The organism is Kitasatospora sp. NPDC088160 (assembly GCF_044741445.1).
GTDB lineage: Bacteria > Actinomycetota > Actinomycetes > Streptomycetales > Streptomycetaceae > Kitasatospora.
In genome coordinates, this window is record NZ_JBIUSS010000042.1 from 21,312 (window position 1) to 44,670 (window position 23,359).

The following is a 23,359-nucleotide window of genomic DNA, read 5'->3' on the forward strand; positions in this document are numbered from 1 at the left end:
ATCGTGGCAGACGACCGACCGGGCCCGTCCGACAGCCGGGAGCACTGGCGATGGGTACGGAGCTTCCTGAACGACCACCGCTTCGAGTTGACCAATCGGCTCCTTGCCGAGAGCACTCCCGAGCGGCTGGTCCCGGGGACTCCGCTGCTGGCTCGCCAGCACTGGATTCCGAAGCAGCCGGTGCCGCTGGAGCGCGTCCGGCTGCGGTGGGTGCCGGACGCGCCGGAGGCCGACCTGGACGGCGGTGAGCCGGAGCTCGACCGCATCCGCCCGCGCCGGAGGAGCGGAACGGCCTACCGCCGCTACGCCGACGCGGTGCGGGAGCTTGCCAGGCCCAGGCTGTTCGAGGATCGAAGCTGCTACCGCCTGCTTGATGTCGGGACGTCTGCGGGCGGTCCGACGCTGACCTTCGGCCGCGGCCGGTACTTCGACGTGATCGACATCTGTGAGGCCGTCGCGCACGAGTACGCGGCGGCGGTCCTGGCGGGCGGGGCCGCCACGCCCTTCCGCGCTGCCATCGGCGATCCGACCGACCTCGCGCGCCGGCCGGTCATGGCGGCCATCAGTACGCTGACCATCCGGCACGATCGCAGGACCGGCGAAGCGGAGTTCGTGCTGCACTGGCGTGATCCCGAGAAGGTCGCCAGCGGCGGGGGTCTCTTCCAGGTGATGCCGGTCGGGATGTTCCAGGCTTCGCACGACGCGCCGTGGAACGAGGGGAACGACTTCGACCTCTGGCGGGCGATCCTGCGGGAGCTGAGCGAGGAACTGCTCGGTGACGCCGAGGACTACGGGAGCGACAGGGCGCCGATCGACTACGCCGCCTGGCCGCTCAACCGGTCGCTCACCGCAGCACGTGAGGACGGCCGCCTGCGGGTGTTCTGGCTGGGCCTCGGGATGGATCCGCTGACCTTCGTCACCGACATGCTCACCGTGGCCGTGTTCGACGCCGAGCTGTTCGACGAGACGTTCCGGCGCATCGTCTCGACCAACGACGAGGGCCACCGCGTCGGGCTGGACGACGCGACGGGGCGCTCGACCGGCATCCCGTTCACAGCCGAGCAGGTGGATCGCCTCACCGGTGCGGAGCCGATGCAGCCCGCCGGCGCGGCGCTCCTGCGGCTCGCCTGGCGGCACCGGAAGGCGCTGTTGCAGCTCTCCTGACCCGAGGAAGGCCCCGGACCGCCCGACCGGTCCGGGGCCGTTCACCTAGTGCGGGTCAGGCGGTCTTGGCGGCCGCGAAGCGGGACGAGACGTCCTGCCAGTTGACGACGTCCCAGAGCTTCTCGACGTAGTCGGGGCGGACGTTGCGGTACTGCAGGTAGTAGGCGTGCTCCCAGGCGTCGAAGGCGAGCAGCGGGGTGGTGCCCTGGCCGACGTTGCCGTGGTGGTCGTAGACCTGCTCGACGATCAGGCGCTTGGCCAGCGGCTCCCAGGAGAGGATGCCCCAGCCGGAGCCCTGCACACCGGTGGTGGCGGTGGTGAGCTGCTTGCGGAAGGCCTCGAAGCTGCCGAAGTGCTCGGTGATGGCGTCGGCCAGCTCGCCCTCGGGGCGGTCGCCGCCCTCCGGGGAGAGGTTCTGCCAGAACAGCGAGTGCAGCACGTGGCCGGACAGGTGGAAGGCGAAGGTCTTCTGCAGGCCGACCAGGCCGCCGAACTGCTCCTTGTCGCGCGCCTCGGCCAGCTGGTCCAGGGTGTCGTTCGCACCCTTGACGTAGGCGGCGTGGTGCTTGGAGTGGTGCAGTTCGAGGATCTCGGGGGACATCGCCCGCTCAAGCGCGGAGTAGTCGTACGGCAGGTCGGGAAGCGAGTAGGTGCCCATGCTGGGACACAGCCCCTTTCGATGAACAGTGATGATCGTGCCGGGACAACACTATTGCGTATGAGTTGCAGGAACGAAGCATGGGCTCCTGCTTATTCCTCACGTCTCGTCGGGCACAATGGTCGCGAGTGCATGTAATGAGTGATGAGGGTGAGTGACTGTGACAGGGTCACCGGTGGTGCTGGGGATCGAGTCCTCCTGCGACGAGACCGGCGCGGGTCTGGTCCGGGACGGCGTACTGCTCGGGCAGGCGGTGGCGTCGTCGATGGACGAGCACGCCCGCTTCGGCGGGGTGGTGCCGGAGATCGCCGCCCGGGCGCACGTCCACGCGATGGCGCCGGTGGTCGGCGAGGCGCTGGTGCGGGCCGGGCTGACACTCGATGACGTCGGCGCCGTCGCGGTGACGACCGGTCCGGGGCTGGCCGGGGCGCTCCAGGTCGGGGTGGCCGCGGCCAAGGGCTACGCGTTCTCGCTCGGCGTCCCGCTGTACGGGGTGCACCACCTGGCCGGGCACGTCGCCGCCGCGACGCTGGACGGCGGGCCGCTGCCGAACCCCTGCGTGGTGCTGATCGTCTCGGGCGGGCACACCTCGCTGCTGCTGGTGCGCGACCTCGCCCGCGATCCGATCGTCCACCTCGGCGACACCCTGGACGACGCGGCCGGCGAGTGCTTCGACAAGGTCGCCCGGATCCTCGGCCTCCCCTACCCCGGCGGGCCGGCGATCGACCGGGCCGCCCGGGACGGCGACCCGACGGCCGTCCGCCTGCCGCGGCCGCTGACCGGACCGCGGGACGACCCGTACGCGTTCTCGTTCTCCGGACTCAAGACGGCCGCCGCCCGCTGGGTGGAGGCGCAGCGCTCGGGCGGCTCGGACCCGTACGTCCCGGACGCGGCGGCCGGGTTGCAGGAGGCGATCGCCGACGTGCTGACCCGCAAGGCGGTGCGGGCCTGCACCGATCACGGGATCGGCACCCTGGTGGTGGTCGGCGGGGTCGCGGCCAACTCCCGGGTTCGGTCGCTGGCCGAGGAGCGCTGCGCGGCGGCCGGGATCGCACTGCGGGTGCCGCCGCTGAGGCTCTGCACGGACAACGGGGCGATGGTGGCGGCGATCGGCGACCTGCTGGTCCGCTCCGGCGCCGAGCCGGCTCCGGCGGAGCTGTCGGTGGATCCGTCGGCGCCGCTGGAGTTCGCGGCGTTGACGCCGTTGGCGCGGACTGCCGCCGCCTGAGGGTTTCACCGCTTTTGCTCCGGATCGCACCCCCGTCGCCGGCCTGACGGCGTGTTGATCCGGCAACGGTTCGATCTCGCCCGACGCGAATCCGTTCCCAAGCCTTCCCCCGGCCGCAATCGCTGTGCCATTTTACATGTCACACATCAGGAACCCGTGTGCCCCCAACCGCACGGCAACCCTCAACGGCCCCGGAGGCCCCCACAGATGCGTCCCTTCCGGATAACCACGGCCCAGGCGCGGAAACTGCCCGCGCTCGGCGCCGCGTTCTTCCTCGCTCTCGGCCTGTTCGCCCCGCAGGCACACGCCGCGACGGCCGACTCCACCACCACCCTCAAGGCCCAGGCCCAGGCCGGCAAGGCGGCGGCGCCGCGCTCCGTCCCGGTGCCCAAGTCCCCCGACACTCCGAAGGACGCCCGCCCGCTGGCCGCGGACCAGCAGGCCAAGGCGACCGCCCCGGCGGCGGGCAGCGCCACCGGTGCGCACGCCGCCAAGGCCGCCAAGCAGCTCTCCGCCGCCCCCGCCGCCGCCTGCAACGTGTCCGCCTTCACCGGCAACACCGGTGCCGCGCTCGTCCAGCAGGTCAAGGCCGCCGACCTCGGCTGCATCAACACCCTGTACAACCTGACCGGCAACGACGCCAAGGGCGCGTTCAACGAGGCGCAGATGGCCACCGTCGCCAACGCCCTGCGCGACGTGTCCGCCGCCTACCCCGGCGACGACTCCACCTCGGCCGGCCAGCTGGTGGTCTACCTCCGCGCCGGCTACTACGTGCAGTGGAACCACTCGGACGTGGTCGGCCCGTACGGCACCACCCTCCAGACCGCCATCCGCGGCGCCCTTGACGGCTTCTTCGCCGCCCCGCACAGCAAGGACGTCACCGAGGCGAACGGCGCGACCCTCGCCGAGGCCGTCACCCTGATCGACAGCGCCCAGGAGAACGCCCGCTACACCGGCGTCGTCAAGGGCCTGCTCAACGACTACACCGGCTCCTGGACCGGCTCGATGGCCGACGCCGTCGGCAACACCAAGACCGTCATCGAGCGCGGCTTCGACCTCCCGGCCTTCACCGCCGCCCTCCAGGCCGACCCCTCCTTCGCCACCGCCATGGCGTCCTTCGTCACCCGCAACAGCTCCCAGCTGAACGGCTCCGACCTGGTCACCTCGATCGGCATCCAGATCGGCAACCTGGTCGCCAACGACGCCACCAAGGCCCAGGGCCGGCCGATCGTCAAGGACCTGATCAACCGCTACCCGCTGGTCGGCGCCACCGGTCCGCTCACCATGAACCTGGTCTGGTTCGCGGAGAAGAAGGACACCGGCAACTGCAGCTACTACGGCACCTGCGACCTGCCCGCCCGGCTCGTCCCGCTCGTGCTCACCGTCGACCACACCTGCAACGCCAACCTGCGCATCCGCGCCCAGGACATGACCGCGCAGCAGCTCGCCGACACCTGCACCAGCCTGATCAACGAGGACCAGTTCTTCCACCAGGTGGTCAAGGACAAGGGCCCGGTCGCCAACGACAACAACACCAGTCTTGAGGTCGTCGTCTTCGACGACTACTACGAGTACAGCCTCTACGCCTGGGAGATGTACGGCATCGCCGTCGACAACGGCGGCATGTACGAGGAGGGCGACCCGGCCAAGGCCGGCAACCAGGCCCGCTTCATCGCGCACGAGGCCTCCTGGCTGCGCCCCGCCTTCCAGATCTGGAACCTCAACCACGAGTACACCCACTACCTCGACGGCCGCTACGACTTCTACGGCGACTTCGCCGCCGGCATGACCACCCCGACCGTCTGGTGGGTCGAGGGCCTCGCCGAGTACGTCTCGTACAGCTACCGGGGCGTCCACTACGACGACGCCGTCGCGCAGGCCGCCAAGGGCACCTACGCGCTGAGCACCCTCTTCGACAACACCTACGACAACTCCGACTCCACCAAGGTCTACAACTGGGGCTACCTGGCGGTGCGCTACATGCTCCAGTCGCACCCGCAGGACGTCGACGCACTCCTCGCCAAGTACCGCGTCGGCGACTGGAACGGCGCCCGCGCCCTCCTCAAGACCACCATCGGCACCTCGTATGACGCCGACTTCGCCACCTGGCTCAAGGCCTGCGGCGCCGACAACTGCGGCAGCCTGCCCACCAGCCAGGCCCCGCTCTGCACCGCCGGCGACACCCGGCAGTACGACAAGAACTGCCGCCGCGACGGCGTCGCCGCCACCACCGGCAACTACAGCTACAGCTTCCTCAACCTGCCCGCCGGCGTGAAGCAGCTGACCATCACCACCAGCGGCGGCACCGGCAACGCCGACCTCTACTACAACGGGGGTGCGTGGGCCACCACCGGGTCGAACCTGGCCAAGTCCACCAACGCCGGCAACGGCGAGACCCTCACCATCACCAACCCGCCGTCCGGCTGGGTGTACTTCAGCCTCTACGCCCAGCAGGGCTTCGGCGGCGTGACCGTCACCACCACGTACAACTGACCTGCGCATACCGAACGTTGAGGAGGGCCCCGCGTGCGGCGGGGCCCTCCTCGCGCGTTCGGACGCCGCGTACTCAGCCCTCCGCCGACCAGGTCACCACGGGCGGGCGGACGGCGGCGCACAACGGGTGGCCCTTGGCGTCCGTCAGGCGCAGCCGGGCCACCAGGACGCCGCGCTCCACCGCCGCCTCGGCGACCTCCCGGTCGACCGCCGCCAGCAGCAGCTTGGCCCGGCGGAACAGCGCCCGGCCGTCCCCGTTCCCGGTCACCCAGTTCAGGTAGACGAACCGGGCGCCGGGACCGCCCTGCACGTACCGGCCGGTGAGGTCCACTCCTCCTGGTGTCGGCCTCGCCTCGCACTCCAGCGACCAGTGGGCGCGCGGCGCGTCACCGGGGAACAGGTCGAGCAGCTCGGCCGGGCGACCCCGGCGTTGGACGGCGACGTGCAGGTCCCGGTAGCCCGGGAAGCCCGGCGCGGCGGCACACTCACGCCCCGGCAGGTCGGTGGCCTCAATCCTCAGTTCCATACCGATATGGTCCCCCACCGCGCGCCTCGGGAAGTTATAACGATCGGCCATCTAATGCGACGCACACTCGACCAGAGGAACAGGGAATCCTTTGTCAAAAGACCGTCAGGGACCTAGCTTTCGCTTGAGGTCCGGAGTTAGATGAAAGCCAGTTCGACTTCCAGGCCGGAATGTCGGATTTCCGCCAAGCCGCGGGCGCTTGTTCCGTTGTGCCCGCAATCTCGGAAAGGGAGAATACCCATGAAGATGATCAAGGCGATCGTGAAGAAGTTCAAGCGTGACGAGGACCTCGCCAACCACGCGTGGGTCCTGCACGTCATCTGATGCACCGTCGGCGGCGGGGGCCCCGGGCATGCCGTGGCCCCCGCCGGCGCGGCGGAGTGCCCCACCCGCTCCCTGTCCGGAGTTCTCCACCGGCTGCGGAGAACTCATTTCATCGCCATTTCATTGGAGGCGGGATTCTCGTGGAGGAAATGGCGCCGACAGCCGGGCGCAGCCATTCCATCGTTTACGCCCCGAAGATCCAGGACCTGCTGACCAGGGAAGAAAAGGTATTCCGGATCGACGCCCGCACGGTCGGCGTCTCCGACTGCGAGCTGATGGCCGAAATCGTCGCGGCGCGCCCCGTGCGGTCGGCGGAGCGCTCGGTCTACAAGCCCGCCGCGGGAGCGGACATCCACCACGACAGCGCGACCCGGACGATCCGCGCGCTGGGCCAGGACGTCATGGCGGGCATCAGGACCCCGCCGCCCCCGGCACGCGGGCTGTCCGGCGCCTGGCCCTACGCGGCCACCTCCTACCTGCGCCGATGGCTCTTCGCGTCCGACCCCCTGCCGGTCTCCCTCCTGTCGAAACGCGGCGTCACCCGCTCCGACAGGCTCTCCCGGATCGTCGACCGCGCCGTCACCGTCTGGCCGGGATCCGCTGCCGAGGGCAGGAGCACCACGCTGGCCGGGCAGATCCGCGACGCTTCCGGCGCCCGGGAGCGGAGGCAGGCCATCGCGCTGTACCGGCGATCGACGGCCACCCTCTGCGACGGGGTCGCCGCGCTGGCCGGCAACGCCCTGTGGCTCATGGGGCCGGACCGGGAGCGGGAGGGCGCCCGCGCCGACCTCACCGAGGTCCTGTGGGAGACCCTGCGGCTGCTCCCACCCGCGTGGATGCTGTTCCGCAACGACGGCCACGCCTACACCGGACTGCACCCCGAGATCCGCCCCGAGGACCGCGTCGCGCTCTTCCCGCTCCTGATGCACCGCGACCCGGAGCACTGGTCCGACCCGCTGGAGTTCCGGCCCGAACGGTGGGCCGGGGTGGCGGACCCGGAGAAGACGCCCGGGTTCATGCCGTTCGGCTTCGACGGAGCCCGCTGCTGGGCCAAGCACCTGGTCGTACCCCTGGCCGAACGCCTGCTGAACGTCGCCTTCGACCACCGGCTCGCCATTCGCGGCCCGCGGCAGGAGACGCACGTCCCCCTGCGTTCCCTGCTCTCCGTGCGGTTCGACGCCGCGGCCAGGGCCTGACCCACGAGCCCCGAACACCCTGACACCACGGGACACACCATGGAATCGCCCACGCTGGCCGACTGGGTCGGCGATGTCCGGAGCTTCACCGGCCACCAGTGGCAGCGCAAGCCCGCGGTCTTCACGCCGGAGGAACTCGCCTCGCCGTTCGACCTGGACGCGTTGGACGCCGCCTTCGACACGGGGCTGCTGCGCACCCCCTACCTGGAGATGGTCCGCTCCACCAAGGTGACCGTCCCGCCCGAGGCCTACACCACGTCACGCGTGGTCAACGGCACCACGTACCACGGCTTCGCCGACCGTGCGAAGGTCCTCGCGCTCCTGGGCGCCGGGGCGACGCTGCTGCTGCGCTGCGTCGACCAGTGGCACCGCCCGACGGGCGAGCTGGTGGCGCGGCTGTCCGAAGAACTCGACCGGCGCGTCGAGGCGTTCTTCTTCGTCACGCCCGCCGGCGGCCAGGGTCTCGCGGTGCACCGTGACGACGCCGACGTGTTCGTCCTCCAGGCGGCCGGACGCAAGACCTGGTACGTCCACGACGCGCCGACCGTGGCGCACTGGTCGCCGGGAGAACTCCCCGACGACGAGCACTCCCCGCGGCTCCTGCACGGCGTCCTCGAACCCGGCAGCGTGCTCTACGTCCCGCGCGGCTTCGCGCACCGCGCGGTCGGCGCCGCCGGCCTCTCCGCCCACCTCTCCCTCACGATCCGCGACATCTCCGTGCCGGACCTGCGGGCCGCCCTGGAGCAGCGGTTGACGGACGGGCTGGACCTCCCGGCGCGCCCGCTGGGCGAGGCCGCGATCGACGACTCCTGCGCCGCGCTGCTCGACCACGTCCGGGCGAGGCTCGACATGATCGAACCGGAGGACGTGCGGCTCACCGCCCGGGCCGCGCAGGCACAGGCGGCCCGGGCGGCGGCGGAGAACGCGGAGCGCGCGGAGACGTTCGCCGAGGCGGCCCGGGCCTGGGAAGGCGGCGGGACCGCCGCCGGGCGGGCCGGGCTGGCGTCCGTCAGCCGCACCTGGCGCCGGCTGCGGGACGCGGCACGCACCACCCACTGACGCGCTGCCCCACCGGCGCACCGGCGCACCGGCGCAGGGCCGGCAACGAGACCCCGCGCGTCCGGCGGGCGCCGCCCGTCCTCCGTACCGCCGTGACGACGGCGGTACGGAGGACGGTCAGCACCGGCCCTCGACGGCCGAGGACGTCAGGGCGTGTCTGACAATTCGCGGCGGATCAGCGCGCGGCGTTGGGCGCCCGGCTGGGCGTGCCGGCGAAGCGTCCTCGTACTGGGTCGTACTTGGGCGTTTCGGCGGTGCGTCCAGGCGGGATGCCCGGCGTCGCGCGCCCGGCGGGAATTGTCAGACACGCCCTAAACCCGCTGCGCCGGGACCGTCCGGTCCCGCTGGAGGTCCAGCAGCTCACGGAACAGCCCGTCCGGGCGCGCCGCCAGCTCCGCCCAGGTGCCGGTCTGCACGATCCGGCCCCGGTCCATCACGATCACCCGGTCCGCCACCGCCGCGTTGGCGATGTTGTGCGTCACCAGCAGCGTGATCCGCCCCGGGGCGAGGGCGCGCAGCGCGTGCAGGATGCGGTGCTCGGCGCGCGGGTCCAGGTCCGAGGTCGGCTCGTCCAGGATCAGCAGCCCCGGGCTGCGCACCGTCCGGTACAGCGCCCGGGCCACCGCCGCCCGCTGCCAGCCGCCGCCCGACAACTCGGCGCCGCCCCACCAGCCCTGGGCCAGCAGCGTGCGCCAGCCCGACCGCAGCCGGGCCACGATCTCGTCGAAGCCCGTCCGCGCGGCCGCCCGCTCCACGTCCGCCATCACCTGCTCGGTGAGGTGCCCCAGGTGGACGTTCTCGGCCGCCCCCAGCGGCCAGCGCGCGAACTCCTGCGGCACCCGGGCCACCCGCGACCACATGCCGTCCGCGTCCAGTTCCTCCACCGGCACGCCGTCCCAGCAGATCCGGCCGGACTGCGGCAGGTAGAGGCCCGACAGCAGCTTCAGCAGCGTCGACTTGCCGCTGCCGTTCTGCCCGATCACCGCCACCACCTCCCCGGCCCGCAGCGTCATGCTGACCCCGCGCAGCGCCGGCTCCTGCTGCTCGCCGGGGTAGGCGTGCCCGAGGTCCACGACCTCCACCAGTCGCGGCGCGTCCGGCACGATCCCGCCGCGCCGGATCCGGTGACCGCCGGCCTCGTCCAGGAAGGTGAAGTAGTCGTCCAGGTACAGGCCCATCCGGTAGAGCCGGGCGCCGTTGCCGACCAGGCCCTGCAGCCCGGACGAGGCCGTCCGCAGCGCGAACGTCGCCGTACCCGCCGCCGCCAGGTCGATCCGGCCGCTCGCCACCAGGTACAGCAGCGTGCCCCAGACCAGCGCGCTGCCCGCCCCCGTGCCCAGCGAGGCCAGCAGGGAGACCTTCGCCGCCTCCCTGGTCGCCCGGTCCGTCGCCTCGACGATCTTCTCCCCGGCGCGGCGGTACTTGGCCATCAGGAACGGCGTGACCTGGTCCGAACGGACCTGGTCCGCACGGGTCTTGTCGATCAGGAACCAGCGGTAGACGCGCAGCGCGCCACGGTCCTCGTTGGTGACCACGGCCGCCAGGTAGTGGATCCGGGCCGTCCGGACGGCCGCCACCCCGGTCGGCACCGAACCCAGCAGCAGCAGCGGCACCAGCCACGGATGGAGCGTCGCCAGGACACCCGCCGCAGCGGCCAGCGAGACCGTCGAGGCGATCACGTCCTGGGCGTTGGAGAGCAGGTCCGGCGTGGTCGAGGCACCCCGATCGGCCGCCTCCCACTGCTCGTTGTACGCGGGCTCGTCGTACGCCCGCAGCTCGGCCGCGCACCCGGCGGCGATCAGCGCCAGCTCCGCCTCCCGGGTGACCCTCGGCGACACCCGGCCGGACAGCCCCACCACCGCGACCCCCAGCACCGCGCGCAGCGCGGCCGAGACGGTCAGCAGGAGCAGCGACGGCGCGGCGGTCCGCAGGTGCTCCCCCACCGGGCCCGCCACCAGCAGCGCGCCCAGGGTGCCGGTCGTCGCGTACAGCGCCAACGCCCCGAACACGCCCGCCAGCGCCTGGCACACCAGCAGCAGCACGGTGGACGTCCGGTCCGCCGCCCACGCCAGCGCCACCGCGCGGCGCACCAGGTGCGGGAGGCGGCGCAGCATCGCGTTCGCCGACATCGACGCGCCGGCCTCGGCGCGGCGGTCGCCGGGGAAGCGCAGGCGCAGCTCCTCGTCGTGCTGGTCGTGGTCCTCGTCGTGCTGGTCGTGGTCCTGGTCGTGCTGGTCGGGCTGGTCGTGGTCGGAGGGGGTGCGGTCGGGCGGGGTGTGGGGCCTCTCGGGCTTCACGATCTGTTCGGACACAGTGCTCCCTGCTCCCTGGTACGGCGGCCGGTGGCCGCAGCGGATCCGCGCGCGGGCAGCCCTCACCGCCGAGTGGGCGTGTGGGGTCGGCAGCGGTGCCGGAAGGCACGCTGCGAAGGGCCTGCTGCGGTGCGGACCCCGATCCTGGCAGCGGTCCGCCGGGCCGTCCGGCGTGTCCCGGCCGGTCTCACTCGATCCGGGCGATTCCGTGTCGGCGGCGGCGAGTTGGTGGCAATCGATCACCGGGAGGGTCCGCGATGTTCGATTCGGGGGCCGACTGCGGCACGCTCCGGGCACGCGGTCCGACGATCACAGGAACATCCCGGCCGAGCCCGCGCTGCCCGACCTCGCCGACCTCGCCGACCGTCTCAGGGGGTCGGCGGGTGGAGCGCGAGGAGGGAGGGGGTGGTGGGGGCGGCGAGGCGGAGCAGCCCGTGGCCGGTGCCGGCGAGGCCGACCATCAGGGAGGGGCTGTGGACGCCGTGCGGGAGGCCGCAGGTCCAGCCGCGGGTGTCGAGGTCGTCGAGGGTGGCGTGGGCCTGCCGCAGGGCGGCGGTGCGCCAGCGGTCGCCGGCGAGCAGGAGGGGTTCGAGGTTGCCGAAGTCGCCGTGGCAGAGCGAGAAGTTGTGGCCGAAGCCCTCGCGGAGGACGGTGGTCAGGGCGGTGTCGCGTTCGGCGAGGAGCAACTCGCGGGCTTCGGGGAGGAGTTCGGCGAGTTCGGTGCGGGCGAGCGCGATGCCCGAGGCGCCGTGGCACCAGAGGGCCGGGTAGTGGGGCGCGTCAGGGCCGTCGTCCTCGCGGACGTCGCGCCAGTTGGCGGCGGCCGGGTCGAACAGGGTGCGTTCGTACTCGACGGCGGCGAGGGCGAGTTGGGGCAGCCGGGGGTCACCGAGATGCCGGCCGGCACGGGCGAGCGCCCAGGCGATGCCGGAGCCGCCGTGCGCGAAACCGGCCAGCGGGCGCTTGACGGTGCCGGCGAGGGAGGCGGGCAGCCAGCCGGCGCCGCCTTCGGGGTGCGGGGCGGCGGCCCGGACGAGGCGTTCGGCGCAGGCGGCGAGGGCGTCGGTGACGGCGGGGCCGGGGCGGACGGCCGCCCAGGCGAGCAGTCCGCCGATGGTGCCCGCGTTGCCGGCGAGGAGGTCGTGCTGGGCGTCGTCGGCGGCGGTGGCGGCGCTGCGGCGCACCACCTGGGCGGCCAGGGCGTCGAGTTCGGCGTCGGGGTGGTGGGCGGCGAGGTGGGCGAGGGCGTAGAGGATGCCGCCGACTCCGGCGAGGCCGCCGCCGAGGCGGTCGGCGCGCCGGCGAATTTGGTGACGTAACGTCAGTTCGGCTGCCCGGGCGGTGCTTCGGTGCTCGCGATCACCGGTGACGGTGGCGAGCTGATGGAGGAAGAGGGCGACGCCGGCCGTCCCGCTGTAGAGGTCGGGGCCGAGTTCGGCGGGTGCCCAGCGGCCGGGCGGGGCCCAGTTGGGGCCGGCCCAGGCGAGGTCCGCGCTCCCCCGGTAGGCCTCCCGGAGGAGCTGTTCGCCGGCGTCGACGGCCTTGGCGAGGGCGCGGGCGGCCAGGTCCGGGCCTTCGGCCGGCCTCCCGGGTGGCGCGGGAGGGGACGTGACCGGGTGGCGGCGCGGCTCGCGGGCGCCGTCCGCGGTGGTCACCGACAGGCGCAGCAGCTGGAGTTGGCGGGCCAGGTCCGGTTCGCCGAGGGCGTCCGCCTTGGCGAGGGCGAGGTCGAGTGCGGGCCGGTCGGTGACACCGGGGATCAGGACGCCGGTGGAGGAGCGGGCGTCGACGCTGTCGGGGCGGATGGTGAAGACCGGGACGTCCCCGCGCCAGAGGTCGGCGCGCTCGTGGTCGACGTAGGCGAGCGCGTGGTCCTCCCAGGCGGGGAGCGCCCAGAGCCGGTCGAGGTGGCGGTCCTGGTCGAGGCCGTCGCGGAGCAGGTCGGGGTGGCAGGCGGTGGCGAGCAGGCTGCGGTACTCGAAGGTGTCGCGGCGGAGCATCCTGGTCTCGTCGGCGGCGAACGCCCGGATGAGTTCCCGGAGTTCGCCCTTGTGGGCGGCGAGCAGCCGGTAGGCCTCGGTGAAGCCGGCTTCGAGCTCGCCGACGTGGTCGGCCAGGCGCAGCGGCCGCCCGGGCGGGACGGGACGGCTGCCGGGCGCCGCGACGGGCATCCGGTGGTACTCCAGGCGGAGCCGGTCGGTGCCCTGGTCGACCAGGACGGGGGCGGGGCGCGGCGGGAGGCTGCCCGGATCCCAGCCGAGGGCGGAGAGGTCGGTGCCGCCGTTGCCCTCGTCCCACATGCGCTCGGGCAGCAGGCCGGAGCGCAGCACCGAGTGTCGGGCCTGGTGGCGGGCGAGCCGTTCGGACTCGGAGAGGTCCTTGGCGGGTTCGGGCAGGTCGGGGTGGAACAGCGCTTCCAGGTCGATCAGGACCGGCTGGTCGCGGACGGCGATCAGGTTCTGGGCGTGGCAGTCGACCGCGTCGAGGGTGTGGAGCAGCGCGGCGAGGGTGCCGGCGCGGTGGTAGAAGTCGCTCAACTCGGCGTCGTCGCTGGCTGGTTCGGCGGCGACGTGGGCGACCCAGCCGTAGCCGTCGCGGGCCAGGTGGGCGAGGTCGTGCAGCGGCAGCCGGAGCATGGGGTTGAGCCAGCGCAGGAGGTGCTGGAAGTGCGTCTCGGCGCCGAGCGGGCGCGGCTTGTAGACGATGCGGGTGCCGTGTTCGAAGCGCAGGGCGCTGACGCTGGCGCCGCCCCGGTGCGGGTCGCCGAGGCCGGTGGCGAGTTCGGTGAGGCGGCCGAGCGGGCGGCCGTCGGCGAAGGTGCGGGCGAGGGCGGGGAGGTCGGCGGCGAGGCGGCGGTACAGGGTGAGGCAGGTGGCGGTCCACTGTTCGGCGGCGGTGGCCAGCCGGTACGCCAGCACCGGGTATTCGGCGAGGAGTCGGACGGCGCGGCCGGGTTCGGTGAGCCGGTCGAGGAAGTTCCGGTAGCGCTGTTCGGGGGTGTCTCCGGTCAACTCGCCGGAGAGGCGGGCGACGTGGAGTTCGGTGATGACGGTGCGGACGGCCGCGGTGTGCGCGGTCGCGGTGAGTGCGGGCAGGACGAGGTCGGCGAGCTGGTCGGGGGTGCCGAGGGTGGCGGGACCGGGGGAAGCCGCGCCCGGGGTGGCGGGGCCGAGTTCGGCGAGGCCGGTGCGCAGGCGGTCGCGGGCGTCGGCGAGCAGCGGGGCGACGAGCCGGGCGAAGGCGTGCTCCTCGGGGAGGTCGAGGGTGTGCCCGGCCTCGAAGGCGGCGGCGAGGCGTTCGGCCCAGTCGGGGGTGCCGAGGCGGTCCGCGAGGTCGGCCGGGTGTTCGGCGAGCAGGGCGCGCAGCCCGTCCGGGTCGAGGCGGTCGGCGGCGAGGCGGCGCTCGAACCAGTCGTCCCGGTCGAAGGGCGGCTGGGCGCGCCAGCGGTCGAGGATCCGCCCGGCACGGTCGGCCCGTTCAGTCCGTTCGGCGCGCTGGGCGTCCGGGTCGGGCAGCGGACCGCGGGCGGCGAGCGGGACGGCTCGGGCGGCGGCCCGACGGATTTCGGACGCGTCAACCACGGGCGGTCTCTCCATGCTCGGTTCGTGCACGACGGTTTCGGTGCTGTGCGCTCGACGGTCGCGGTACCGGGCGTACGCGCCCCGGCGATGCGGCCGGGGCGCGCGCTCACCGGCCGTATCGTGCGTCCGCGACGCGGGCTCCGGCGGTGCGACCGGGGTCCGCGCCGCGGACGGCGGACTCAGAAGCTGCAGACGTGGGCGCAGCTGCTCCAACCGCCACAGGTGCTGGCCTGCACCGCGGCGGTCACGTAGACCTCGTCCGACAGGTCGCCGGCCGGGTGGACCTGGTGGCCCTGGCCGAGGGTGAGCCGGAAGTCCTCGTCCTTGAGCGCGCGGACCTGCTCTGCCGTGGGCTGCATGGTGCCTCCTTCAGACATTCGGGTCTGGCACGGTCGTGCCGGGTCGGGATCCTGGCACCGCCCCACCCGCCGCACCAGGGGTGTGCCGCGCACCGGGCACAATTTCGGCCAGGGTCGAAATAGGGACGAGGCCTCCCCGCCCGTCCTGCTTCCGCAGGCCGCGCCCGCTCCCCCGGCCAGCCGTCGAACCTCCCGTCGCCCTACACCTGTCCGGAATCCGGGCAGTGACGGGGGCCTGAACCAGGCCCCACGTTTGAACGGCCGGGCCCCGGGCAGTCCGCACCGCCCGTCGCTCCTGTGGCCGGGCCGGGCACCGAAGGTCACGATGGAATCCGGCAACCCCCGCCCCCGGCCCGATCGGAGCGCGATGAGCGAGCAGCACAACGTCGTCCTGCTGACCTTCCCGGACGCCGCCACGTGGCGGACGGCCTTCGACGAGGCTCAGCACCTGCCGGGCCTGCGGCAGCTGGCGGCGCTGGAGCGCAGCGCCGACGGCCTGTTGGAGATCCAGGACACCTTCACCCGGGGCGCGGGCGTGACCACCGTCAGCTCCGGCGTCCTCGGCGGCCTGGTGGGCCTGGTCGGCGGGCCGATCGGCGTCCTGCTCGGCTTCGCGGCCGGTGCGGCGCTCGGCAACGCCGCCGAGGAGGGCCGGGCGACGGAGGGCGGCGCCGGGCTGATCATGCTCTCGCCGCGCGTCCCGGACGGCGGCGCGCTGCTCGTCCTGGAGCTCCGGGAGTCCTCCCCCGACCGGGCCGACGACCTGGCCTCCCGGCACGGGGCCACGGTCGAGCGGATCGACGCGCAGGCCTTCGCCGAGCAGGTCCGGACCGCCGAGCACAAGGCGGAGCAGGACCCGGCGGAGCAGGACCCGGCCGCGCGGAACGCGGCGGAACAGGACACGGCGGAGGAGCCCAAGGCGGAGGGTCACCGGCCCGGCGAGGGCGCCTGACCCGCCGCCCGGCCCCTCACTCGGCCCGCAGCGCCTCGATCGTCCGCGCCCGAGCCGCCCGGACGGCGGGCAGCAGCGCCCCGAGCAGCGCGATCAGCACGCCGCCGAACCCGAGCAGCGCCAGCACCGGCGTGCCGAACACGTCGAGGGCCGAGCCGCCGAGGACGGAGCAGGTGGTGGCCACCAGGGCGGCCAGCCCGATCGCGACGGACTGCGTGCGGCTCCGGCGGACACCCGCGCGCACCGCCCTGCCCAGCGCGGTCATGCCGCCACCGCCGAGTCCGAGTCGATCCGGCCGTCCCGCATCCGGACCGTGCGGTGGCGCAGTCCTCGGCGAGGGCCGCCCGCGCGCCCTCGTAGTGGCGGCTCACACCGCTCAGTTCGATCACCGGTTCGCTGCTCGTCCCCCGCTCCTCGTACGTTCCCGCCTGGTGGACGGCACGAAGGTACGGACGGGCGGCGCGCCGGGGACGCTGCCCAGGGCGACTCCGCTCCCCCGTCCGGCCGACCCGGCGCGGCCAGGCCTTCGACCTGGCCCCGGCCCTGTTCCTCGCCTTCGCCTGCGCCCGCTACGCCACCACCGCGAGCAAGGGTCACGGCACCGACTGGTACGGGCTGATGCTGCTGGTGCCGCTCGTGCCGCTGCCGCTGGTGCTGCGCCGCCGCCTGCCGCTGGCGGTGCTGTGGGCGGTGATGCCGGCCGCGCTGCTGGTGCGCCACCAGTCGGAGGACATCGCGTACGCGGCCGGCGTGGCCGTCATCATCGCCGCCTACAGCGCCGCCGCCTACGGGCGCCGCCCGGCGGCACTGCTGCCGATCCTGCCGGCGGCCGCCGCGACGCTGGTGGTGCTCTTCGACGACGCCAAGCTGCCGCACTTCCCCAACGCGGTGATCGCGCTGCTGGTCCTGGTCCCGGTGTTCGCGGTCGCCTACGAACTACGGATGTGGCGCCGCCGGGTGGACGAGGAGCGCGAACGGCTGTCCGCCCTGGAGCGCGGGCGGCTGGCCGCGCTGGAGCACGCGGTGGAGCTCGAACGGGCGTGGATCGTTCGGGAGTTGCACGACGTGGTGACGCACAACGTGAGCATGATGACGATCCAGGCCGGGGCCGCCCGCAAGATCCTGGACACCGCCCCGGACAAGGCCCGCGAGGCGATGGCCGCGGTGGAGGCCTGATCGGCCTGCGCGAACGCCTCGCCGTCTACGGCGGCACCCTGCACACCGGCCCCCGGCCGCGCGGCGGCTACCGCGTCAAGGCCCTTATCCCCCTGGAGAGTTCATGAGCGAGCGGGCGCTGCGCGTGGTGGTGGCCGACGACCAGGCCCTGGTCCGCACCGGGTTCCGGCTGATCCTCGAATCGGAGGGGATCGAGGTGGTCGCCGCCTACGAGACCGGGCTGGTCAACGTCGGCACGGCGGCGCAACCCCGGTAGCGGTCCGCCATCGGCCCGGAGGCGTACACCTCCGGGCCGATGGCGGATCCTCACCGCCCTCCGGACGGCTGACGCCAACTCCCGTCGGCCGCCCGGGAACCCGGGATCACGGGATCGGGCGGGCGCGGGATCAGGCGACGTCGAACCGGTCCAGGTTCATCACCTTGACCCACGCCGCGACGAAGTCGGCCACGAACTTCTCCTTCGCGTCGTCGCTCGCGTAGACCTCGGCGACGGCGCGCAGTTCGGAGTTGGAGCCGAAGACCAGGTCGGCCCGGGTGCCGGTCCACTTGAGCGCGCCGGTGGCCGCGTCCCGGCCCTCGAAGGTGTGCCCGTCCTCCGAGGTGGCCTTCCACTCCGTGCCCAGGTCCAGCAGGTTGACGAAGAAGTCGTTCGTCAGGGCCTCGGGGGTCTCGGTGAGGACGCCGTGCGGAGACTGCTGGTAGTTGGCGCCCAGCACCCGCAGGCCGCCGACCAGGACGGTCAGTTCGGGCGCGCTCAGGGTCAGCAGGTTCGCCTTGTCGAGCAGCAGGTACTCGGCGCCCAGCCGGCTGCCCTTGCCCACGTAGTTGCGGAAGCCGTCCGAGGTCGGCTCCATCGCCGCGAAGGAGTCGACGTCGGTGAGCTCCTGCGTCGCGTCCACCCGGCCCGGTGTGAACGGCACCACCACGTCGTGGCCGGCCGCCCGGGCGGCCTTCTCCACGCCGACGCCGCCGGCCAGCACCACCACGTCCGCCAGCGAGACCTGCTTGGCGCCGGACCGGGCGTTGAACTCCTGCTGCACGCCCTCCAGGGTGCGCAGCACCGAGGCCAGCCGGTCCGGCTCGTTGACCTCCCAGCCGATCTGCGGCTGGAGCCGGATCCGGCCGCCGTTGGCGCCGCCGCGCTTGTCGCTGCCGCGGAAGGAGGAGGCCGCCGCCCACGCGGTGGACACCAGCTCGGAGACCGACAGCCCGGAGGCGGCGATCCGCTCCCGCAGGGCGGCGACGTCCGCGGCGTCGATCTGCCGGTAGTCGACCGCGGGCAGCGGGTCCTGCCACACCAGTTGCTCGGCCGGGACCTCCGCGCCGACGTAGCGGGCGACCGGGCCCATGTCGCGGTGGGTCAGCTTGAACCAGGCGCGGGCGAAGGCGTCCGCGAGCTCCTCGGGGTGCTCCAGGAAGCGCCGGGAGATCGGCTCGTAGACCGGGTCCAGGCGCAGCGAGAGGTCGGTGGTCAGCATCGTCGGGGCGTGCCGCTTGGACGGGTCGTGGGCGTCCGGGACGGTGCCCGCTCCGGCGCCGCCCTTCGGCTTCCACTGGAAGGCGCCGGCCGGGCTCTTGGTCAGCTCCCACTCGTAGCCGAACAGCGTCTCGAAGAAGCTGTTGTCCCAGGTCACCGGGGTGGCCGTCCAGGCGCCCTCCAGGCCGCTGGTGATCGCGTCCCCGCCCTTGCCGGTGCGGAAGGTGCTCTTCCAGCCGAGGCCCTGCTGCTCGATCGGGGCGTCCTCGGGGTCGGGGCCGACGTTGTCCGCCGGGCCCGCGCCGTGGGTCTTGCCGAAGGTGTGGCCGCCGGCGATCAGCGCGACGGTCTCCTCGTCGTTCATCGCCATCCGGTAGAAGGTCTCGCGGATGTCGCGGGCGGCGGCGAGCGGGTCCGGGGTGCCGTTGGGGCCCTCGGGGTTGACGTAGATCAGGCCCATCTGGACGGCGGCGAGCGGGCGCTCCAGCTGGCGGTCGCCGGTGTAGCGCTCGTCGCCGAGCCAGGTGGTCTCCGGGCCCCAGTAGACGTCCTCGTCCGGCTCCCACTCGTCCACCCGGCCGCCGCCGAAGCCGAAGGTCTCGAAGCCCATCGACTCCAGGGCGACGTTCCCGGCCAGGATCATCAGGTCGGCCCAGGAGAGGTTGCGGCCGTACTTCTTCTTCACCGGCCACAGCAGGCGGCGGGCCTTGTCCAGGCTGGCGTTGTCGGGCCAGCTGTTCAGCGGGGCGAAGCGCTGCTGCCCGGCGCCGGCGCCGCCTCGGCCGTCGCTGATGCGGTAGGTGCCCGCGCTGTGCCACGCCATCCGGATGATGAAGGGGCCGTAGTGCCCGTAGTCGGCCGGCCACCACGCGTGCGAGGTGGTGAGGGCCGTCTCGATGTCCCGCTTCACGGTCGGAAGGTCGAGGGATCCGAACGCCGCGGCGTAGTCGAAGTCCGCGCCGAGCGGGTTCGCCACGGCCGGATTCTTCGCGAGGATCTTCAGATTGAGCCGCTCCGGCCACCACTGGCGGTTTCCGCCGCCCTGGGTGGGGTGCGGCGCGCGCCCGTGGGCCACCGGGCAGCCACCCGTGCCCTCCGCCTGCGGCTCGGGTTCGGTAACGATGGGATCGTGGTTCTCAGACATGGAAATCCTTCCCTACAAGGCGGATCACGGTGTCTTGACTGCTACTTCCTGCTACCCAGGCTATCGCCGGAGCCGATCCTACGATGGACTCGATCCACGTCAAGATTGACACCAAACCCATATCCGATCGGGAACCGGAGAGAAGCCGCAATCACTTGGTAAAATCCGGTCTTCCCATTGACCTGAATAGGTGAACCGATATGAGTGACCTGCTGGAGCGACTGCGCGGACGCGGCTGGCGCCTCACCTCCCAGCGGCGTGTCGTGGCGGAGGTCCTGGACGGCGAGCACGTTCACCTCACCGCCGACGAGGTCCACGCCCGAGCCGCCGAACGCCTGCCCGAGATCTCCCGGGCCACCGTCTACAACACCCTCGGCGAACTGGTCACCCTCGGCGAGGTCATCGAGGTCTCCACCGACGGCCGGGCCAAGCGCTACGACCCCAACGCCCACCACCCGCACCAGCACCTCGTCTGCACCCACTGCGGCACCATCCGCGACGTCCACCCCACCGACGACCCCCTCACCGCCCTGCCCACCGACCAGCGCTTCGGCTTCACCGTCACCGACGCCGCCGTCACCTACCGCGGCCTCTGCCCGGCCTGCGCGGGCTGACCACGGGCTGACCACGGGCCCGGACTCACATCCCCGCCCGGACCGAGGACCGGGATTCCCTGCGAAGATCGAGGGATGGAACTGACGATGGTTGACGTCGCACCGGGGAGCGCCGCCATGGCGGCCGATGTCGGGCCGCTGATACGGCAGTTGAGGCCGGCCCTGACCGCCGAGGGGTTCGCCGCCTTCGCCGCCGAGGCGCACGCGCAGGGGCTGGCATTCACCGCCGCGTACGACGGTCGCGGGCGGTGCGTCGGGGTGGCGACCCACCGGGTGCTGGCGACCAGCCGCGGCCGGCTGCTGTTCGTCGACGACCTGGTGACCGACCGCGCGGTGCGGTCGGCGGGGGTCGGCGGGCGGCTGATGGCGGAGCTGGAGGAGCGGGCCCGGCGGGCGGGGTGCGCCCGGATCGAGCTCGACTCGGGGGTGACCAACCACGGCGCGCACCGCTTTTATCACACGGCCCGGATGTCGATCGTCGCCCTGCACTTCGCCCGCGAGATCCGGGCCGGTTCGTAGCGGTTCGAGGGGACGGTCGGTTCGCGGCCCGCGGTGCCGGCCGGTTCGTGGTACGCGATGCCGGTCCGTTCGCGGCCGTTCGCCGCGGCACCGGGCCGGAGTTGACACGGAATCACGGAGTTGACGGACCCGCCGGCCCGCCCTTGACCCCCGCCGGGGCCGGGCTGGGACGATCCCCGGCATGGGCGAAACCATCAACGAGAAGCAGCCGATATTCTCCGCCGACGCCGACATTCGAATTTCCGCGACACCGGTCGAGGTCTACGCGGTGGTCAGCGACCTGCCGCGCAGCGGCGAATGGAGCCCGGAATGCCTGGGCGGTGAATGGACGGTCGGCGAGCCGGCCGCCGTCGGGTCCGTGTTCCGCGGCGACAACCTCCGCGGCGACGACATCGTCGCCTGGGCGCCGGTGGTCCGCGGCCGGTGGACGACCCAGTCCGAGGTGGTCGCCGCGGAGCCGGGCCGGACCTTCCGGTGGGCGATACACAACTCGGACGGCCAGAAGCAGGAGAGCATCTGGGGCTTCGACATCGAAGCCGCCGAGGGCGGCGGCAGCCTGCTGACCCACCACTTCCGCATGGACTCGGCCACCCAGGGCATCAAGGGCATCACCGCGGAGATGGACGCGGCCGAGAAGCAGCGCTTCTTCGCGGAGTGGGGCGACAAGATCTCCGGCGATCTGGCCGCCACCCTGCAGCGCATCAAGGCCGTCATCGAAGAGGCGTGACGCCGGGCGGTATCCGGCCTTTCCGCGATTCGCCCGGAATTCCCGGGCTCGTACCCGGGCACGCGGCCATTCGGACGCCCGGGCACGCCAATTCACCTCGGACGGTGTCCCTTTCACCGCGGGTGGTGTCCATTCCATTCACGTCAGGCGCCGACGGCGCACAGCCGCGGCCCGGGAGGCGTACAGGTGCTTCTTCAACGTATCGGAAACCGGGGAATTCAGCTCGGGATGCTCTTCGAACGCGCCGCGGCCAGACACGGCGCGAACGTCCTCATCCTCGACCACGACCTCGACGCGGCACCGGAGTTGGGCCGCAGGGCGACTGTCGCCGAGGTGTCGGACCTGGTGGACGACCTGGCGTCCCGGCTCTGGGCGGCGGGCGTGCGGCCGAGCCGGCGGGTGGTGGTGTACAAGGCCGACGGCTTCGACATCACGCTGCTCGCGTGCGCGGCGGCGCGGATCGGGGCGGTCCCGGTCCTGCTGTCGCCGGCTCTGGACGGCGCGACCGTCGCCGAGCTGGTCCGCCGTACCGACCGGCCGTTCCTGGTGACCGACCAGGAAAAGCTGGACAACGTGCTGCCCGAGACGGTCTTCGACCTCGCCGACCGGGTGGTGCTGACCTCCGGCTCGTACCGGGACGCCGTCGAACTGCGGGCGCTGGCCGGGGTGGAGAGGGTCAAACCCGTCATCATGCCGGCCGACCACCCGACGCTGATCACCCACACCTCGGGCACCACCGGGACGCCCAAGCTGGCCGTGCACACCGGGTTCAGCCTGCAGTCCCGCTACCGCCCGCAGGCCTCCGTCATCGCCCCGCTGATCCCGGGCCGGGAGACCATCGCCATCCACGTCTCCTTCGTCCACTCCCGGCTGATCACCGCACTGGCGATCTCGCTCTACCGCGGCTTCCCGCTGGTCGTGCTGCGCGAGTCGGACCCGAAGCACGTCGGCGACCTGTTCGCGCGGCTGAAGCCGGGCATCCTGGAGGCGCACCCCAACTCCTTCATGGAGTGGGAGGAGTTGGCGCAGGACCCGCGCGGCCCACTGTCCAACGTCAAGCTGTTCAGCAGCACCTTCGACGCGATCCACCCGCGGACCGTGCACCGGTTGCTGCGCGCCACCCGGCGCCGCTCGCCGCTCTTCGGCCAGTTGTACGGGCAGAGCGAGGTCGGCCCGGCCATCGTCCGCGGCTTCACCCGGCGCCGCACCCTGGACGACGACGGCCGCTGCGTCGGCATGCCGTTCCCCGGGATGACCGACGTCCGGGTCGTCAGCCGGAACGGCAACCCGCCGTCCGCACGGAACCCGGGCTTCATCGAGGTGCGCAGCGACGGGCGCATCGTCACCTATCTCGGCGAGCAGGACCGCTACGACGCCCAGGTGTCGGCGGACGGCTGGTGGCGGATGGGCGACGTCGGCTACCGCACCAAGTGGGGCTGCGTGCACCTGCTGGACCGCGAGGTCGACCTGATCGAGGGCTTCGGCAGCACCCTCGCGGCCGAGGACACCCTGTTCGGCCAGCTGCCCGGCCTCGCCGAGGTCATCATCATCCCCGGCCCGGACGGCCGGGCCGTGCCGGTGGTGTGCACCAAGGACGACGAACCACTGGACCTGGCGGCCTGGCGGCGCGCCACGGCGTCGCTGCCGCCGATGGCCGAGCCGGTCCACCGACGGCTGGACGAGCTGCCGAGGACCGCCACCACCAAGATCAAGCGCCTGGAACTCGCCCGCCTGCTGCTCGCCGACGCCCCGCAGGGCACCCGGGCGGACGTGGAAGACGTGGAGGACGTGAAGCCATGAGTGAGCGAAGCCATCTCGTCATCGAGAGGTGCGCGCGGGCGAATGCCCCT

Annotated in this window: 19 protein-coding genes; 12 read left to right on the top strand and 7 right to left on the bottom strand. The window is 72.8% G+C overall.

Annotated elements, in window-relative coordinates; translation table 11 throughout:
- The first annotated feature begins 3 nt into the window (after nt 1-3).
- Nucleotides 4-1,164: an XRE family transcriptional regulator gene (locus tag ACIOGZ_RS40115; RefSeq protein WP_400989552.1), complete on the top strand. Its 1,161-nt coding sequence runs from the start codon at nt 4-6 to the stop codon at nt 1,162-1,164.
- 55 nt (nt 1,165-1,219) lie between these two features.
- Here the strand turns inward: ACIOGZ_RS40115 and ACIOGZ_RS40120 are convergent, their stop codons facing one another.
- Nucleotides 1,220-1,822: a superoxide dismutase gene (locus ACIOGZ_RS40120; RefSeq protein WP_363587062.1), complete on the bottom strand. Its 603-nt coding sequence runs from the start codon at nt 1,820-1,822 to the stop codon at nt 1,220-1,222.
- Between the two features lie 175 nt (nt 1,823-1,997).
- Here ACIOGZ_RS40120 and tsaD point away from each other — a divergent pair, with 175 nt between their 5' ends.
- Complete coding sequence (gene tsaD, locus ACIOGZ_RS40125) at nt 1,998-3,050, top strand: tRNA (adenosine(37)-N6)-threonylcarbamoyltransferase complex transferase subunit TsaD (protein ID WP_400989577.1); 1,053 nt, start codon at nt 1,998-2,000, stop codon at nt 3,048-3,050.
- A gap of 207 nt (nt 3,051-3,257) precedes the next feature.
- Nucleotides 3,258-5,543, top strand: coding sequence for a M9 family metallopeptidase (locus ACIOGZ_RS40130; RefSeq protein WP_400803308.1), 2,286 nt, complete (start codon nt 3,258-3,260; stop codon nt 5,541-5,543).
- Between the two features lie 73 nt (nt 5,544-5,616).
- On the opposite strand, the gene ACIOGZ_RS40135 is transcribed toward ACIOGZ_RS40130, so the two are convergent.
- A complete protein-coding gene (locus ACIOGZ_RS40135) occupies nt 5,617-6,069 on the bottom strand; it encodes a DUF5990 family protein (protein ID WP_363587060.1) in 453 nt (150 codons plus the stop codon).
- Between the two features lie 473 nt (nt 6,070-6,542).
- On the opposite strand from ACIOGZ_RS40135, the gene ACIOGZ_RS40140 reads away from it, so the two are divergent.
- On the top strand, nt 6,543-7,589 hold the full coding sequence (locus ACIOGZ_RS40140) for a cytochrome P450 (protein WP_400989554.1): 1,047 nt from the start codon (nt 6,543-6,545) through the stop codon (nt 7,587-7,589).
- A gap of 39 nt (nt 7,590-7,628) precedes the next feature.
- Complete coding sequence (locus ACIOGZ_RS40145; RefSeq protein WP_400989556.1) at nt 7,629-8,648, top strand: JmjC domain-containing protein; 1,020 nt, start codon at nt 7,629-7,631, stop codon at nt 8,646-8,648.
- A 311-nt stretch (nt 8,649-8,959) separates the two neighbouring features.
- Here ACIOGZ_RS40145 and ACIOGZ_RS40150 read toward each other — a convergent pair whose 3' ends face one another.
- The 3 genes from ACIOGZ_RS40150 to ACIOGZ_RS40160 all read right to left on the bottom strand — a co-directional run bounded on the left by ACIOGZ_RS40150 (nt 8,960) and on the right by ACIOGZ_RS40160 (nt 14,900).
- Nucleotides 8,960-10,960 carry an ABC transporter ATP-binding protein gene (locus tag ACIOGZ_RS40150; RefSeq protein ID WP_363587057.1) on the bottom strand — a complete coding sequence of 667 codons (2,001 nt, stop codon included), beginning with the start codon at nt 10,958-10,960 and terminating at the stop codon, nt 8,960-8,962.
- Between the two features lie 368 nt (nt 10,961-11,328).
- Complete coding sequence (locus tag ACIOGZ_RS40155; RefSeq protein WP_363587056.1) at nt 11,329-14,541, bottom strand: type 2 lanthipeptide synthetase LanM family protein; 3,213 nt, start codon at nt 14,539-14,541, stop codon at nt 11,329-11,331.
- A 179-nt stretch (nt 14,542-14,720) separates the two neighbouring features.
- The gene (locus ACIOGZ_RS40160) at nt 14,721-14,900 is read right to left on the bottom strand and encodes a hypothetical protein (protein WP_063346527.1); all 180 of its coding nucleotides are present in this window, start codon (nt 14,898-14,900) and stop codon (nt 14,721-14,723) included.
- Nucleotides 14,901-15,267: 367 nt separating this feature from the next.
- Here ACIOGZ_RS40160 and ACIOGZ_RS40165 point away from each other — a divergent pair, with 367 nt between their 5' ends.
- The gene (locus ACIOGZ_RS40165; protein ID WP_363587055.1) at nt 15,268-15,852 is read left to right on the top strand and encodes a hypothetical protein; all 585 of its coding nucleotides are present in this window, start codon (nt 15,268-15,270) and stop codon (nt 15,850-15,852) included.
- Nucleotides 15,853-15,868: 16 nt separating this feature from the next.
- Here the strand turns inward: ACIOGZ_RS40165 and ACIOGZ_RS40170 are convergent, their stop codons facing one another.
- Nucleotides 15,869-16,117, bottom strand: a complete 249-nt coding sequence (locus ACIOGZ_RS40170; RefSeq protein ID WP_363587054.1) for a hypothetical protein — start codon at nt 16,115-16,117, stop codon at nt 15,869-15,871.
- Between the two features lie 353 nt (nt 16,118-16,470).
- On the opposite strand from ACIOGZ_RS40170, the gene ACIOGZ_RS40175 reads away from it, so the two are divergent.
- Both ACIOGZ_RS40175 and ACIOGZ_RS40180 read left to right on the top strand, forming a co-directional pair.
- Nucleotides 16,471-17,028: a histidine kinase dimerization/phosphoacceptor domain-containing protein gene (locus ACIOGZ_RS40175; protein WP_363587053.1), complete on the top strand. Its 558-nt coding sequence runs from the start codon at nt 16,471-16,473 to the stop codon at nt 17,026-17,028.
- 103 nt (nt 17,029-17,131) lie between these two features.
- A complete protein-coding gene (locus ACIOGZ_RS40180) occupies nt 17,132-17,284 on the top strand; it encodes a hypothetical protein (protein ID WP_400803322.1) in 153 nt (50 codons plus the stop codon).
- Between the two features lie 130 nt (nt 17,285-17,414).
- Here ACIOGZ_RS40180 and katG read toward each other — a convergent pair whose 3' ends face one another.
- Nucleotides 17,415-19,649 carry a catalase/peroxidase HPI gene (gene katG / locus ACIOGZ_RS40185; RefSeq protein ID WP_363587052.1) on the bottom strand — a complete coding sequence of 745 codons (2,235 nt, stop codon included), beginning with the start codon at nt 19,647-19,649 and terminating at the stop codon, nt 17,415-17,417.
- Nucleotides 19,650-19,849: 200 nt separating this feature from the next.
- Between katG and ACIOGZ_RS40190 the strand changes: the two genes are divergently transcribed.
- From ACIOGZ_RS40190 to ACIOGZ_RS40205, 4 genes are all read left to right on the top strand, one after another.
- The gene (locus ACIOGZ_RS40190) at nt 19,850-20,263 is read left to right on the top strand and encodes a transcriptional repressor (RefSeq protein ID WP_363587051.1); all 414 of its coding nucleotides are present in this window, start codon (nt 19,850-19,852) and stop codon (nt 20,261-20,263) included.
- A gap of 75 nt (nt 20,264-20,338) precedes the next feature.
- Nucleotides 20,339-20,782, top strand: coding sequence for a GNAT family N-acetyltransferase (locus ACIOGZ_RS40195; RefSeq protein ID WP_400989558.1), 444 nt, complete (start codon nt 20,339-20,341; stop codon nt 20,780-20,782).
- A gap of 181 nt (nt 20,783-20,963) precedes the next feature.
- The gene (locus ACIOGZ_RS40200) at nt 20,964-21,509 is read left to right on the top strand and encodes an SRPBCC family protein (protein ID WP_363587049.1); all 546 of its coding nucleotides are present in this window, start codon (nt 20,964-20,966) and stop codon (nt 21,507-21,509) included.
- Between the two features lie 228 nt (nt 21,510-21,737).
- Nucleotides 21,738-23,309 (top strand): class I adenylate-forming enzyme family protein, encoded by a 1,572-nt coding sequence (locus tag ACIOGZ_RS40205; protein ID WP_400989560.1) that lies wholly within the window; start codon nt 21,738-21,740, stop codon nt 23,307-23,309.
- Nucleotides 23,310-23,359: the final 50 nt, after the last annotated feature.